We start from the raw sequence: 14,475 nt of genomic DNA, 5'->3' as shown, positions 1-14,475 counted from the left end.
TCCCTAGGCTACCCTTGGCCACCCCGTAAGCGTTCAGCCGTACATGACAAAAAACGATCAGCCGGTTCTAGCCAACGCCTTCTATACGCCGACCATTCTGCCGGCGATTGAGGAGCTGCTTGCCCGCGGCATAGCGCTGGAACGCATTGAAGGGGAGTTGCGCCGCAGTACCTTCGAGTTGCGCACACCATTCTCACGAGCGCCGCTGTTTCTTTCCCGGCGTTTCTGGGCGTTGGCGCTGGAAACCAGCGGCGATCCGATGCTGGGCTTGCTGGCTGGCCGGCGCTTCACCTCAACGTTGACCAACGGCCTGACCTACCTGTTCGATGCTGCGGGCACGCTAGAAAGCGCCTGCGGATATTTCTGCGAACACTTCCCCTTTTTCAACGGTCACCTGCGCGCCGAGGTGCTGCATGCCGGCGGGAGTATCCAGCTGCGGTTGGTGGAGCCGGGCACGTTACGCTCCGGCGTACAGAGCGCGGACTACACCTTGATCGGTATTTGCGGGCTGATCCGCCGCAAGTTCATTGCCAGCGGCGTGGAGCACGATCCGATTTTCGCCGTGTCATTGCCGCAGGCGCAGCCAGCAGACTGCAGGCCTTACACCGAAGTGCTGCACGTACCTGTGCATTGGGGGCAGCCCTGTCTCGCAGTGCATCTCGATCCGGCGCTATTCAGCCTGCCGCTGACCGCGGGTAACCAAGTGCTAGAGGAAACACTGGTCACGCTGTTGGAGCAGTCGCGTGCACACAGCCAGCGCAGCCTGCTCGACGAGGTCGCCGACTATATCTGCAGCCATCTGGCGCAAGGCCCGGCGCTGAGTGACTTCTGCAGCACCCAGCACCTGATTGAGCGCACCGCGGCGCGTCGCCTCAAGGCGTTGGGCTGGAGTTTTTCGGAAATGCTCGACGAATACCGTCGCTATTACGCCGAGGATCTGTTGGCCGAACAGCAACTGGGCTTGGCGGAAATCTCCGATCGCCTGGGTTATGGCGACGTGCAGAGCTTCGCCCGCGCTTGTCAGCGTTGGTTTGGCTGTGCGCCGGGCAACTATCGTGAGCGCTTGCTGTTGGTTGGGTCTTGCCGATCATCTGTAGAGTGCGCCCGTTTGGGTGACGCACCCTACAGATAGGCATTAAGCCGCCAACATCAGGCTTGCCTGCGACGATTTTCAGCGGGTTTGTTGCAGCTCTGGATCATCCGGGTTTTGTTGCTCAAGCTCAGCCTGTAGCACCTGAACCTCCTGCATCTGCCCTGCCTCATGCCAGTAGCTGATCAGCGCCAAGCGTGCGTTGCGGTTGGTCGGCTGGCGTTTGAGCAAGTCTTCCAACTGTTTGCGGGCTGCCTCTTGCTGCCCGCTGTCATGTAGCGCGATGGCCAACACGAAGCTGAACTGCGGGTTCTCGGGGGCCAGTTGGGCGGCTTTGCGTAGGGCTAGCAGGGCCTTGTCAGGCTCGCCACGGCGAACCAGGGCGAGGCCTTGGGTGTGTTGCAGCAAGGCGGCGTCTGGATGCCGGGCCAGGTTTTCTTCCAGCAGCTGACGCGCTTCATTGGTGCGGCCCTGAGCGTCCAGCAGTTGAACCAGAGTAACGACCGCCGGCAGGAAGTCCGGGTTACGCAGCAGTGCATCGCGCAGCGCAGGCTCGGCCAGCGTTATGCGACCGGTGTTTTGATACAGCATGGCCAGATTGAGGTTGGCCTCTGCGCGTTCTTTCAGGCTGTTTTGCACGTCTTCATACTCGCGGATAACCGGCTGCCAGAGCTTGGCAATCGGCGCACGGTCCTGTTCCGGAAGCTGCGCGAGTTGCCAGGCGGCAGCGATACGCACTGCACGTACCGGGTCGCTAAGCCGCGGTGTGAGCAACCCTATTTGCTGCTGCGCGGGGCTAAGGACACTAACCACATCGATTGCGGCCTCACGAACCTGCGGTGCGGAGTTGTTCAGCGCAACCGCCGCCAGCTCAAGGGAACGCTGGCTGGGATAGTTGGGTAGCTCAGCTAGCAAAGTGGCACGCCGGATAGCGGGTAGATCGGTGCGTTCCAACTGCTGCTTAAGCATGCGCGCGGCACCGGGCAGGCCATTGCGGGCTTGATGCAAGGCGTCGGCATAGCCACCATCGTGAACCGCTGTTTCGCCGTACCAGAGCTTGAATTGTTGGGCGACCTTGCTGCTGGAGGTTTCACGGTGGCAACCGAGGCAGGCATCGGTGCTGCCGAGCTTCGACACGTGTGCCGGGTTAGGAATGCTGAAGCTGTGGTCGTGGCGATAATCATTGACCATGTACAGCTTGCCCGGCATGTGGCAGTCGACGCATTGCGAGCCGGCCTGGCCGACCTTGTGCTTGTGGTGCTCGGGCGAGTCATAGTTCTTGGCCTGCAAGCCACTGCCGTCGATCCCCTCGCGGGCTGGCTTGCCGGACGGGTTGTGGCATTGCAGGCAAACGCCATTACCCGGTGCTTTCAGTTCGTTGCTGTGCGGATTGTGGCAGTCGGTGCAAGTCACGCCCTTGGCGAACATCTTGCTCTGGGTGAAGGAGCCGTACTCGAACACTTCTTCCTTGATCTTGCCGTCGATCTCATAGAGTTCACGGGTGAGGGCGCTGGGCAGGTAGTCGTCCATCAGCCGGTTTTTGTGCTGGAAACCATCGCCCAGCGGCGCGCGGCGCGCATGACAGCGGGCGCAGGTTTCTACCTGGGTGGTGGCATTCGTCTTAAGCAGTGATACGTCGAAGCCTTTAGCGGTTTCTTGGTCTTTTGCAGGCTTTTTCGTCGCACTCCATTCCAAGTGCTTTGACGCCGGGCCGTGGCAGCTCTGGCAACCCACACCAAGGCTTTGCCAGTGACTGGCGAAGCTGTTGGTCTTGGCATCGAAGTTACGTTTGAAATCGGTGGTATGGCATTCAACGCACATGAAGTTGGCGTTCTGTGTCGGTTTGCTCCAGTGCAAGTCGTCTTTGAAGTCGATCTTCTGCCCTGGATAGAGCTCGAACCATTGGTTCTTTTGCGTATCCCAAGCAACGCCCGAGGCCTGCAAACGCCCGCCAGGCATCTCGATCAGGTATTGCTGCAGGGGTTCGATGCCGAAGGTGTAGGCGACTTTGAAGTCGGCCGCTTTGCCATCCGGACCTGGGGTGTTGATCCAGTACGCGCCATCGCGCTGGGTGAAGCGCGTCGTTTCTGCTTCGCCTTTGAAAGTCACGGCGTTGAAGTTGCCGAGCACGTTACCGTTGGCGGCCGGGAGCATGGCCATCTGGTGGTGCGAGCCCTGCCAGTCCTTGACTTGCTCGCTGTGGCAGCCTTGGCACTGAGTCTCATCGACAAAGCTTGCAGGCGTGGTGATGGGCTTGGCCGCCTGCGGAGTGGCTACGGTGGCTGGGGCAATCACAGCCTGCGGCGTGCTGCGCTGGAGGAACAGCCAAATGCCCAGAGTCACCAGCAGCAATAGGCCGGCAAGGATCAGGTAAATGTGACTGAATGAGCGCTTAGTGGGTGTCGTTAGAGGAGCGGTAACAGGGCTTTTCTTATGCTTCGGCATGCAAACTTCCGATGTTCTGGCGAGCTGATTTCACGGTTAGGCGCAGCTTCGGCGAGGGGCGTCGAGCTGTCAAATAACGCATAAGGGCGGCCCAGGCATCACCTGGGCTAGTGGGGCGGTACTGAGCAGCATTCATGGTCCTGCGCCGAGAAACCAGCGGTAGTAAGGATTGCCACCGTCGTCTCGCATGACTTGCTTGATATCGCGCGCCCAGGCCTCGCGTTCGCCGCCATAGGCGTGCAACCCCACGCCGTAGAACCTGAGCAGACGCTCGCGCTGATCGGCCACCTTGGTGCTGAAGGCCTCGTCGGCATCGCGCAGTGGCGGATCGCTGCGCAGTGCCAGCAGCTGTGGCAGAACACGGCCGATTTCATTGCTGCGTACCCAGGGCGCGTACTCGATGCGTGGCTGATCGTCGGTCACCGGCAAGGCGTCGGCAGCATAACGTTCCAGGCCGTTGCGATCGGTAATCCAGGTCGCGAGCAAGGCGGCCGGGGAGGCGATCCCGACTTCGCGCAGAGCACCGGCCACTTCAGGCTGCTCGAAGCGTGCGGCAATGCGGGGCACATCGAGTTCGAGCGGTTCGAACGAGCCGATCAACAGCATCTCGTGAAACTCGGTGGTCCACAGCGCCGCATGCGGGAAGACATCGAGGAAACTGCGCACCAGCGAGCGTGTGTCCTCGTCGTTCTGGGTCGGCAGTGGCAGCCATTGGGCGAGCTGGCCACCGGAGTGCAAGCGTTGCGCCGCCAATGCATAGAAATCGCTCGAATAGAGGTTTACGACCCCGGCGGCCGACGGTGGTGGTGGTTCAAGCGTAATCAGGTCGTACTGCTCGGTGCTGCGCAGCAATTCCCGACGACCGTCGCGCACACGGATTTCGAGGCGCGGGTCCGATGCTGCGCCGAAATTGCCCTGGAACAGCGGTGCGGCACGCACGACTGCTGGCAGCAACTCTGCGACCACCCGCGTGTCCAGTTGCGGATAGCGCAGCAGCGCACCGGCAGTAATGCCGGTGCCGAGGCCGATCACCAGCGCCGAGCGCGGCTCATTGCGCTGGGTGATCAGCGGCAGAAGCGCCTGCAGGCGCATATAGCGCAGCGAAGGCATCGCATCGCCGGTATTGGAAACGCCCTGGATATAGAGCCGCTTGAACTGGCTTTGCCCGCGTCGTTGCTCGACGACCGCGACTGTACCGCCCTGGCTCTCTTCGTAGAATGCCAGCGTGCCGTTGCGAGCTCCGGGGAGTAGATCCGCGAGACGATCCGTGGGGGTGAATATGGCGCCGATAATCGCGGCTATGCCAATCGCCACTGCGGCCTGGCGCGTGCCGCGCTTAACCCCCTGGCCGCGCAGTACTGCAAAGATACCAATCGCGGCGGCGAAGATGGCCAGTGCCGCGAGCGTATGCACAAGCCCAAGAGTTGGCACCAGGACGAAACCGGTGAGCATCGTCCCGACGATGCCACCGAGGGTGTTGAGTGCGACGACCATGCCCACGTCGCGGCCGACATGGCCGGCGTCTACCGCGATGCGCAATACCACCGGAAAGGCGGCGCCGAGCAGTATGGTCGGCAGGAAAACGATGCAGGCGGCAGCGACGGCAAAACGGCTGGACATGCCGGCGAGTTCATTGCCAGTCAAGGCCAGCACGAGGGCTTCAACCTGTGTCTGCAAGAGCACCAGCCAGCGCCCTAGAACGCTGATCTCAAGCAGTGCAAGGAGCCCGGCCGCGGCGATCAGGACGGCAAAAACGCCCCAGGGATCACGAATCCGATCAGCCCAGCGTGCATAGAGCGCACTGCCGATCACGAGGCCGGCCAGATAAGTCGCCAGCACCACGGAGAAGGCAAAACTGCGGGTGCTCATGAACTGCACGATGGACTGCGACCAGACCACCTCATAGCCCAGAGCAATGCCGCCGGCGAGTGAATAGAGGAGGATGGCCAGGCGTGCATGCGCTGTGCGGCGTGGCGCGATCGCCGGTAAGTCGGCAACAGGGCGAGGCGCTGCCCGGTGGTTGAGGGCAAAGGCGCTGAAAGCGGCAATCAGGTTGAGCGCTGCCGCGGCAAAGGCGGTGCCACGCACACCGAGCATGGGGATCAGCAAGAAAGCGGTTAGCAAGGCCCCAGCAATGGCGCCAGCCGTATTCGCCGCGTACAAACGACCACCTGCTGCACCCATTTGCCCTGCTTGCGGCGCGAGGGCGCGAATCAATACCGGCAACGTGCCGCCCATCAGCAGGGCCGGTATACCCACCAACGCGAAGGGCAGCACCCAAGCGAGCAAACCGGCACGGGCCTCCACTATCGCAAAAGGACCCGCCGCATTGGCCAGACCGAACGTCGCGCCGATGCCAAGCGCGGCCACAGCGACTTCGAGTAGTGCGTACAAGCGCAAAGGGCGCTCGACATGATCAGCCCTGCGGCCGAAAACGAACCCACCCAGAGCTAGGCCGGCGAAGAAGGCGCTGACGCCGGTGGTGATGGCGTAAACCTCGACGCCAACGACCAACGAGAGCTGTTTGATCCACAAAACCTGATAGATAAGCGCTGCCGTGCCTGAGGCGAAAAGCAGGGCGGGGATGGCAAAACCGCTAAGGGTCGATACCCGCTTAGCACTCGCCCCAGAGTTTGCTGCGCTGGTGCGCCGTGATGAATTTGCCGCTGAAAGCATGTAGTCGGTTCTCGTCTGGGCGCCTGATCTTCTTTTGGGTCAGCACGCTAACCCAAAAGAAGATCAGGCCGCATACCCGGCGGGGCATGCGGCCTGATTTTTTACGGTTCTACTGTTTTTGTGCGGCTTTCGCTGCCATTTCCTGTTCGATCTTCGCATCCACGGCCTTACGCACCTGGTCGATGCTGAAGCTGGCGGGCTTCTGGCTCGGCGGATAGGCGACGAAGGTCTCCAGGAAGGCTGCGGCCTTCATGGTCGCTACAGCGGTCAGGTAGGCGTTCTTGGTGACCCAGTCGTAGTACTGGTCGGAGACCACATCGGCACGCTCGTAGGGGTCCATGCGCAGGTTGAAGATTTTCGGTATCCGCAGGCAGGTGAAGGGGTTGCTCCAGACCTGGAAGCCGCCTGGCGCGCGCTGCTCGCAGAACACCGCTTTCCAGTTGCCGAAGCGCATCGAGACCAGCTCGCCGTCGTCGTTGAAGTAGTAGAACTCGTCGCGGGCGCTCTTCGGTTGCTTGCCGGTCAGGTAGTCCAACTGGTTGAAACCGTCGAGGTGATTCTTGAAGGTGGTGCCACCGGAGGTGGGCGCCCAGCCTTTCAGCAGACGATCCTTAACGGAGGTATCGCCAGCGGCGGCCAGCAGGGTTGGGAACCAGTCGAGGCCGGAGAACATCTCGTTGGAGACTTCACCCGGCTTAATCTTGCCAGGCCAGCGAACCATTGCCGGTACGCGGAACGCGCCTTCCCAGTTGGAGTTCTTCTCGTTGCGGAACGGCGTGGTTGCCGCATCCGGCCAGGAGAACTGGTTCGGGCCATTGTCGGTGGTGTAGACGACGATGGTGTTGTCGGTGACCTTCAGATCGTCCAGGGTCTTCAGCAGCTTGCCGACATCGCCATCGTGCTCGAGCATGCCGTCGGCGTACTCGTTGCCGGGCATGCCGCTTTGGCCCTTCATCGACTCGCGTACGTGGGTGAACAGGTGCATACGCGTGGTGTTCATCCAGACGAAGAACGGTTTGTCGGCTTCGACCTGCTTCTTGATGAAGGCTTGTGCTGCTGCGGTGGTCTCGTCGTCGATGGTTTCCATGCGCTTGGTGGTCAGCGCACCGGTGTCCTCGATCTTGCCGTCGGCGAAGGAGTGGATCACGCCGCGCGGCGACATGGCCTTGACGAAGGCGGCGTCGTCTTTTGGCCAGTACGGACGCTCGGGTTCTTCTTCCGCGTTGAGGTGGTAGAGGTTGCCGAAGAACTCGTCGAAGCCATGGTTGGTCGGTAGGTATTCGTCACGGTCGCCAAGGTGGTTCTTGCCGAACTGGCCGGTGGCATAACCTTGCGCCTTGAGCGCCTGGGCGATGGTGATGTCACCTTTCTGCAGACCTACCGGGGCACCCGGCACACCGACCTTGGACAGACCGGTGCGCAGTGGCGACTGTCCGGTGATGAAGGACGAGCGACCCGCCGTACAGCTGTTCTCGGCGTAGTAGTCGGTGAAGATCATGCCTTCTTTGGCGATGCGGTCGATGTTCGGGGTCTTGTAACCGACCACGCCCATGGAATAGGCGCTGATGTTGGTCTGGCCGATGTCATCGCCGAAGATCACCAGGATGTTCGGTTTTTCCGCAGCCGTAGCAAGCGTTGATATCCCCACTAGCGACGCCGCCGCGAGGGCAAGCGTGGGGAGCCATTGTTTCGTGCGAGTCATACCTGACCTCCATTGCACTGTCTGTAGTCGCTACCGGCGACCTTTCGGATTCCTACCGAAAACTACGAAGTTCTCTGACCAACGTATGTCTGGTCATAAACTCACCTTCGGTTACTGCTGTTGCTCTTTTGTGACGGGCTCAAAGCTATAAACCCGCTGCCACTCCTTCGCCATGTCGACTAGCGTCCAGTTATCCGATTTGGCCTGATCCAGCGCCTTGTCCAGTTTGCCGACCTTGGACTCGCGGTCGTAGGCCACTTCGCGGTTGCCGTCGGTGTGGTGCACCAGGCCCATGAAGCGCTTGCCCGTGCCGGCAGCCGTCCACTGCAGCATCTGCTGGTCGCCATCGGAGTTGCCGAAGGCGAGGATCGGCCGGCGGCCAATGATCGTATCGATGCTTTCCGGTTTGCCCGGGCCGTCATCGTTGTGGGCCAGTTTCGGGGTGCGCAGGATCTGCGGTTTGCCGTCGTTGTACTGGTACTGGGTGACAAAGGTAGTGCCGATCACCTGCTCCGGCGGAATGCCATACACCTCTTCAGTCCAGGCGCGCATAAAGGCCACTTCGCCACCGGAGACTATGTAGGTCTTGAAGCCGTTGGCGCGCAGGTAATCGAGCAGTTCCAGCATCGGCTGGTAGACCATCTCGGTGTAAGGCTTATGGGTTTTCGGGTGTACGGCTTTGGCCAGCCAGGCTTTCACGTTGGCGGTGAAGGCCTCGGTGCTGATGCCGGTGTGGGTGGCCCCGACTATCTTGATCAGCCCGTCCATGCCGCTCTCGGTCAGGGCCTTCTGGTCGCCTTCGAGCACCGCCTTGAACGGCTGCTGCTCCTTCCACTCCGGGTGCTGCGGGGCCAGCCGTTTAACCTCGTCGAGGGCGAAGAGGATTTGGAAGTACATCGGCTGCTCGCTCCACAGGGTGCCGTCGTTATCGAACACGGCAATGCGTTCGGCGGGTGCGACGAAGTCCTTGGAGCCTTGCGTGGTGACAGTCTGCACGAACTCGGTGATGGCCTTCTTCGATGGGCCCTCATTCCAAGAGGACAGTGGCTCGGCCGCTTGCAGCAACAGCGGCCAAAGCAGCAGCAGAGTAAGCCAGCGCAGGCGAAGAGTTGGTATGGAGTGCTTGATCATTGGCCTTCCTTAGCGAGTAGTGGTTGCCGTGGGTTTAGTGGCGCAAGGCCATGTTTTGCCGCTGGCTGTGGACGCTGTTGCTGTACTTGTCGATGCAGGGCTGGAAGCGTCTGGCGCAGGCTCTGCAGAGCATTTTGAAGCTGAGGTGCGGCACCGTAGCAGCTCTCGAGAAAGCCTAGCAGTTGTTTTTTTAATGTTGGCGTCAAATCATCGGCTAGGTGCTGCAAACCCTCCGCGCCCTGACTGCGTTTGGCCCAGAGGTAGAGTGCGCTGAGCTGTGGCGGCTGGCCGTTGAGTTCGCCCGATACCTGCTGCCAGGCATAGGTCGCCGAACTCAGATAAGCCTGCTGCCGAGTTTCACGCCAAGCGAGCAAAACCCTACGGCCTTGGAGCAACACAGGCCGACCCCAGTACAGCAGCGCGCCGCCAAACAGCAGCAATGCAGCCAACGCCAGCCAATGGCGGGAGAGTCGGACGCGGGTTTGTTGGCCGAGTTGTCTGAGGTCATCGGCGATGGAAAAGGGCGCTTGGTAAGCGCTATTGGCCGAGGCTTCAACCTCTAGCGCCGGGACTGTGCTGGTCCGTATTCGATTGGCGCTGGCATCCCACCATTTCAGCTCGATCGCGGGCAGCGTGTAATGCCCAGGCTGATCGACTACATAAGTTACCGAGTCACTGCGTTGGCCTCCGCTGACATCTCCGCGGCCATTGCCCAAGGTACTGACCTGCGGGGTTTTCAGGTAACGCTTGAGCCCCTTCACTTCGGCGAACTCTGGCGGCGGGATCAACATCGCCTGTGCGCCCACGGCTTCGGTCGTTAGCTGCCGGGTAATGCTGTCGCCGACTTTCAACGGATTGGCCGAGCGGCTCACCTGCTGATCGAGCTTCACTGTTTGCGCCACCAGCAAATTTTGCCCTGGTGCGACGCCTGCCGGTTGGCTGGAGATGAAGCTTAGCGGCTGGCTCTGTACGGTAAGCGGCGCGCTGGCTTGGCCCGCTTGTACACTGATCGACAGCGCCGGGATGCTGTAGGGCTGCGCCTGCGTGGGGGTGATCAGGTAGGTGTAGCGCAGGCCGAAGAAGGTTTCACCGTCGCGGACTTGAGTGAGGTGCACTGCCTCGCCGCCCGGAGGGGTGACCAGCGCGCCCGACAGTTGTAGGGGCGGTAGCTGTGGCGCGGCGGTGAACCAGGTATCGACCAGCACATCCACTTCCAAGTGCAGGGTACTGCCAACGACTGCGGTGCCGGCCGGAGTGATGCGGGCCTCCACCAGCACTTTCGGCGCGGCGCTGGCCAGCAGTGGCCAGAGGCAGCAGAGTACTAGCAGCAGGCGCTTCATGGCTGGACTCCTGTGCGGGTTTTCTGCGCGGCGTCCTGCAGGCTGAACTTCTGCTTGAGGAACTTTGCCGGCGAGGTGTTCAGGTTGCGTAGCCAGAGTTCGTCCGATGGCGTTTTCGGCACCTGCACCTGCTCGGTCTTGCCCTTACCGGTCTTGTTGTCGAATTGCTCTTTGTCGGCCTTCTCGTCCGGCGCTTTTTCTCCCTCTTCTTGCTGCTCTTTATAGAGCTCGGTAACCAGTGCCAGGTTGGTCGTGGCTTCGGGGAACTGCGCCTGTAGCTTGAGTGCCTGGCCATAAGCCGCGATTGCCTCGGGCAGCTTGTACAAGCGGGCGTAGCTGTTGCCTAGATAGAAGTAGGACTGCGCAGTGTCGAGGCGGGCGAAGCTGGCCAGTGCGGCCTCGTAGTCGGCCGCGTTATAGGCGGCCAGGCCTTTCCAGTAGGGAGCCTGAAAGTGTGCTTCGGCCTGTGGGAAGTGCCCGTGTTCGAAAGCCCAGCGGCCTTGCTGATCCGGGGTGAGGAACGCATCGGCAACTACCCCGGCATGGGCCGGACCAGTTGGCAGGCCAAGGCCCCCGACTAGGCAGAAGCCCAGCAGCAGACCGGCGACCCAGTTGACGCTCCAGCCGCGTCGCACGCAGAAGAAGGCGAGCAACAACAGCGGCCAGCACAGCCAGTAGCCAGCGTCTTTCCAGTGAATTTCCTGGTTGCCGTTGCTGGCGCTCTGGAAGTGTTTTTGTGCGTGCAACTCGATCCAGTCGAGGTCGTCGGTGTTCAGGGTCAGGCTACCCAAGGGCGCATCCGTGGCATCGGCGAGCTTTTTCAGGCCTTGTTCATCGAACCTGCCGAGAATCGGCTTGCCGTTGGCGTCGGTCCTTGGCTGGCCCTGGGCGTCGCGGATAAGGCCGCCATCCTGGCTGCCGACCGCGAGGATCAACAGTTGAAGATCCGAGCTTTCCAGGCTCTTGTTGAGTGCATCGAGTTGCGTGGTATCGGCGCCATCGGTCACCAGCACCAGGGTGCCCGGTACTTTCTCGGCGGCGATCAAGCGTTTGGCTTCATCAAGCGCGGCCAGAGCGTTTTTGCCGGGGCTTTCGATCAGGTCGGTGGACAACGCCTGGAGAAAGCTATCGAGCAGCGCCGGGTCCTCTGTGGCCGGCAGCACCAAATGGGCGCTACCGGCATAGGCGATCAGCCCGGTACGGGCGCCGGCGCGACGCTGGATGAGATCGTGCATCTTGTGCTTGGCCGCTTCGAGCCGGGTCGGCGGCACATCGTTGGCGTCCATCGAGGGCGATAGATCGATCGCCACAATCAGTGGCGCACGATTCTCCAGGAAGGGCGGGCGATCCTGCTCCCAGGTCGGCCCAGCCGCCGCGATGCCGCCCAGACACAGCAGCGCGCCGGCCAAGTGCGCCGGGCGCAGGCGTTGCGAGTCCTCGGGGGTGATCACTAGATGGCGCAGCAGGGCCGGTGCGATGCTGCCGCCGATACGTCGTTCCAGATCCTGGCTGCGACGCCAGGCCAGCGGCAACAAAGCCCCGACGATGACCAATAACAGCCAGAGCGGACGTAGGAAGTGGAAAGCGCTCAGGTCGATTTCCATTTAAGTCTCCTGCGACCGGCTGGGGTTGCCGGTCCAGGAAGCCCTGCCGCGCATCGCGGCGATCAGGTGATAAAGCGCAAGCAGGCCAACTGCCGCACCGAGCGGAATCCAGAACAGGTCGCGTTTGGGTTGGTGGCTGAGCTTCTGCACCTCATGCGGCGTGATGCTGTCCAGAGTGGCGTAGACCTGATTCAGGGCATCGCTGTCTTCGGCACGGAAGAAGCGCCCGCCAGTGCTGCGGGAAATTTGCTGCAGCGCATCGAGATCGACCTTGCTGTCACCCGTGGCTTGCGGATCGCCGATGCCAATGGTGTGGATGACGATGCCTTTGTTGGCGGCCATCTCGGCGGCATGTTGCGGCGGAATGGCGCTGCCGGTGTCGTTGCCGTCGGTGAGCAGAATCAGCACCTTGTCCTTTTCTTGGGCGCTTTCCAACATCTTGATAGTCAGGCCGATTGCGTCACCGATCGCGGTGTTTGGCCCGGCCATGCCGATGCCTATCTCATCGAGCAGAATGCTCAGGCTGGCATGGTCGAGCGTCAGCGGCGCCTGCGGATAGGCCCCTGTACCGAACACGATCAGGCCGAGGCGATCATCCTTACGTTTGTCGATAAAGCCCTGCACCACCTGTTTCACCGCAGTCAGGCGATCCACCCGCTGGCCATTGGCATTGGTGTAGTCGGTGGCCTCCATCGACTGTGAGATGTCGATGGCCAGCATCAGGTCGCGCACCGGCTGGGTTTGTTCGATGGGTTTTTCGACCCAGACTGGGCGTGCGACTGCCACAACCAGCAACGCCCAAACCAGCAGGTTGAGCAACAGTTGCCAGTTGCTGCCGCGTGCGCCGGACTGGCTCGGCGTCTGACCTATCGCGCGGCTCATGGCGGTGAAGAAGGGCACACGCACAGCACTGCGGGCCTCGCGGTATTCGTTCAGATAGCGATAACCGAGTAGCGCCAGCGGCAGCAAAACCAGCAGCCAGGGGTAATCAAGCTGCCACATGGTGTGTCTCCACCCAGCTGCGGCTCAGGGCCACGAGTGTGCTGCACTCAGTGCTGGAAAGGCTGCGCAGCTGGTTTGCCGGGGCGTAAGCGAGGTTTGCCAACTGCCGGCTGAAGTCTTTCGGCAAGGGTATGGCACTGGTTTTTGCCAGAAATGCCTGCCACTGCTCGCCGCTCAGGGTTGCCACGTCCGGCTGCTCGGGCATGGACAGGGCCACGCGCTTGAGCAGTTCCGGTAGTTCGCGCAGGGCCGCGATGCGCAGCTCTGCATCGCTCAGCCTGTGCTCCAGTTCATTGAGGCGGGCGAGGGCTTCGCGGCGATAGCGGTTGCGCTGCCAATGCCACCACCGAAGACCCAACCAGATACCCAGGGCGGCCAGCAGAACGATCAGCAACACCAGCCAGCCCCAGGTCTGCGGGAGGTAACTAACCGACGGTGCGGGCAACGCCAGTTCCTTGAGCTGATCCAGGCTGGCGGGTGCTGCTGCAGCTGCTGCAGCTGTAGTCGTGGCCGCGCTCATCGTGGAGCGCCATTGAGACGGCCCATTTCACGCCGCAGTTGCTCCAGGGGCTCTTCTCCGCAGCTGAACATCATCAGTGGCACCTGGCTACGGCGGAGCAGGGTGGCTACGTCTTTCAAGCGGCCAGTCAAAAAGTCGCCGAGTGGCTGGCGGACCTGCCGCCGATCCACTGCCAACTCAACTTGCAACTCGCCCTGGGTGACCATCAAACGGCCTTTTTCTGGCAGTTTCAGGGCCAGTGGGTCGTAAACCTGCATGGCGATCACGTTGTTGTGGGCCGACAGTTCGCGCAGCAACTGCAAGGTGCGTGGGCCGGCGCCGGCGAAGTCGCTGATGATGCAGATCAGGTGATCGTGGCCGGCCATGGCCAGTGTGTGTTGCAGCACCTTGTCGATCTGGGCGTCAGCGCTTTCGGCTTCCGGCTGGCTGGCAGAGAGTGCGTGGTTTTGCCCGACGATGCTGGCGCATAGCGCCTCGACACGGGTGCGGCTGCGTATTGGGGTTATGCGTTCGATCTGGCTGTCGTTGAACACCAGGCCGCCAACCCGGTCGCCGGCGTGAAATACCATCCAGGCGCAGAGGACTGCCAGTTCGGCGGCCGTGGCGGATTTGAAGCTGCGACGGGAGCCGAAGAACATCGTCATGCGCTGGTCGACGATGATCAGCGCCGGGCGGTCGCGCTCTTCGGTGAAGGCACGGACGAAGGGCTTGCCATAGCGTAGGGAGGCGCGCCAATCGAGGTGACGCAGGTCATCGCCGGGCTGGTAGCGCCGTAGCTCGTCGAAATTCAAACCGCGCCCGCGCAGGCGTGAGCTGTGATTGCCGGCAAGAATGCTCGACAACGGCTGCCGGGCAAAAAAGCTCAGGCCGCGTGTGCGGTGCTCCACGGCCATTAACTGGGCCAGGGAGACATAGACGAAACCGTCCGCGTCCTGCCGTTGCTCTTGCATCTTGCCCTCCATGTT

The 14,475-nt window shown here is 61.6% G+C and carries 10 protein-coding genes; 1 reads left to right on the top strand and 9 read right to left on the bottom strand.

Going from position 1 to position 14,475, the window contains the following annotated elements; translation table 11 throughout:
- Window positions 1-43: 43 nt before the first annotated feature.
- Entirely contained in the window at window positions 44-1,132 is a 1,089-nt protein-coding gene (locus D3879_RS15555) for a helix-turn-helix domain-containing protein (RefSeq protein WP_119955210.1), read from the top strand.
- Between the two features lie 39 nt (window positions 1,133-1,171).
- Here the strand turns inward: D3879_RS15555 and D3879_RS15550 are convergent, their stop codons facing one another.
- From D3879_RS15550 to D3879_RS15510, 9 genes are all read right to left on the bottom strand, one after another.
- The gene (locus D3879_RS15550; protein ID WP_119955209.1) at window positions 1,172-3,535 is read right to left on the bottom strand and encodes a tetratricopeptide repeat protein; all 2,364 of its coding nucleotides are present in this window, start codon (window positions 3,533-3,535) and stop codon (window positions 1,172-1,174) included.
- Window positions 3,536-3,667: 132 nt separating this feature from the next.
- Window positions 3,668-6,211 (bottom strand): fused MFS/spermidine synthase, encoded by a 2,544-nt coding sequence (locus tag D3879_RS15545; protein WP_119955208.1) that lies wholly within the window; start codon window positions 6,209-6,211, stop codon window positions 3,668-3,670.
- Between the two features lie 109 nt (window positions 6,212-6,320).
- On the bottom strand, window positions 6,321-7,913 hold the full coding sequence (locus tag D3879_RS15540; RefSeq protein ID WP_119955207.1) for an arylsulfatase: 1,593 nt from the start codon (window positions 7,911-7,913) through the stop codon (window positions 6,321-6,323).
- A 111-nt stretch (window positions 7,914-8,024) separates the two neighbouring features.
- Window positions 8,025-9,044 (bottom strand): HAD family hydrolase, encoded by a 1,020-nt coding sequence (locus D3879_RS15535; protein WP_119955206.1) that lies wholly within the window; start codon window positions 9,042-9,044, stop codon window positions 8,025-8,027.
- A complete protein-coding gene (locus tag D3879_RS15530) occupies window positions 9,041-10,384 on the bottom strand; it encodes a BatD family protein (protein WP_119955205.1) in 1,344 nt (447 codons plus the stop codon). Before D3879_RS15530 ends, D3879_RS15535 begins: the two co-directional genes overlap by 4 nt.
- Window positions 10,381-11,988: a VWA domain-containing protein gene (locus D3879_RS15525; protein ID WP_119955204.1), complete on the bottom strand. Its 1,608-nt coding sequence runs from the start codon at window positions 11,986-11,988 to the stop codon at window positions 10,381-10,383. The genes D3879_RS15530 and D3879_RS15525 overlap by 4 nt, the downstream gene beginning before the upstream one ends.
- Window positions 11,989-12,990 carry a vWA domain-containing protein gene (locus D3879_RS15520; protein WP_119955203.1) on the bottom strand — a complete coding sequence of 334 codons (1,002 nt, stop codon included), beginning with the start codon at window positions 12,988-12,990 and terminating at the stop codon, window positions 11,989-11,991.
- Window positions 12,977-13,510, bottom strand: coding sequence for a DUF4381 domain-containing protein (locus tag D3879_RS15515; protein WP_119955202.1), 534 nt, complete (start codon window positions 13,508-13,510; stop codon window positions 12,977-12,979). The genes D3879_RS15520 and D3879_RS15515 overlap by 14 nt, the downstream gene beginning before the upstream one ends.
- On the bottom strand, window positions 13,507-14,460 hold the full coding sequence (locus D3879_RS15510; RefSeq protein WP_119955201.1) for a DUF58 domain-containing protein: 954 nt from the start codon (window positions 14,458-14,460) through the stop codon (window positions 13,507-13,509). The genes D3879_RS15515 and D3879_RS15510 overlap by 4 nt, the downstream gene beginning before the upstream one ends.
- Window positions 14,461-14,475: the final 15 nt, after the last annotated feature.

The organism is Pseudomonas cavernicola, from assembly GCF_003596405.1.
GTDB lineage: Bacteria > Pseudomonadota > Gammaproteobacteria > Pseudomonadales > Pseudomonadaceae > Aquipseudomonas > Aquipseudomonas cavernicola.
This window is presented reverse-complemented; position numbering and strand designations above follow the sequence as displayed.

What these genes read in the sequence shown, in the direction of transcription:
- D3879_RS15555 (WP_119955210.1), top strand. Translation starts at nt 44, where the DNA reads ATGACAAAAAACGATCAGCCGGTTCTAGCCAACGCCTTCTATACGCCG.
- D3879_RS15530 (WP_119955205.1), bottom strand. Translation starts at nt 10,384, where the DNA reads ATGAAGCGCCTGCTGCTAGTACTCTGCTGCCTCTGGCCACTGCTGGCC.
- D3879_RS15525 (WP_119955204.1), bottom strand. Translation starts at nt 11,988, where the DNA reads ATGGAAATCGACCTGAGCGCTTTCCACTTCCTACGTCCGCTCTGGCTG.
- D3879_RS15515 (WP_119955202.1), bottom strand. Translation starts at nt 13,510, where the DNA reads ATGAGCGCGGCCACGACTACAGCTGCAGCAGCTGCAGCAGCACCCGCC.
- D3879_RS15520 (WP_119955203.1), bottom strand. Translation starts at nt 12,990, where the DNA reads ATGTGGCAGCTTGATTACCCCTGGCTGCTGGTTTTGCTGCCGCTGGCG.
- D3879_RS15535 (WP_119955206.1), bottom strand. Translation starts at nt 9,044, where the DNA reads ATGATCAAGCACTCCATACCAACTCTTCGCCTGCGCTGGCTTACTCTG.
- D3879_RS15545 (WP_119955208.1), bottom strand. Translation starts at nt 6,211, where the DNA reads ATGCTTTCAGCGGCAAATTCATCACGGCGCACCAGCGCAGCAAACTCT.
- D3879_RS15540 (WP_119955207.1), bottom strand. Translation starts at nt 7,913, where the DNA reads ATGACTCGCACGAAACAATGGCTCCCCACGCTTGCCCTCGCGGCGGCG.
- D3879_RS15550 (WP_119955209.1), bottom strand. Translation starts at nt 3,535, where the DNA reads ATGCCGAAGCATAAGAAAAGCCCTGTTACCGCTCCTCTAACGACACCC.
- D3879_RS15510 (WP_119955201.1), bottom strand. Translation starts at nt 14,460, where the DNA reads ATGCAAGAGCAACGGCAGGACGCGGACGGTTTCGTCTATGTCTCCCTG.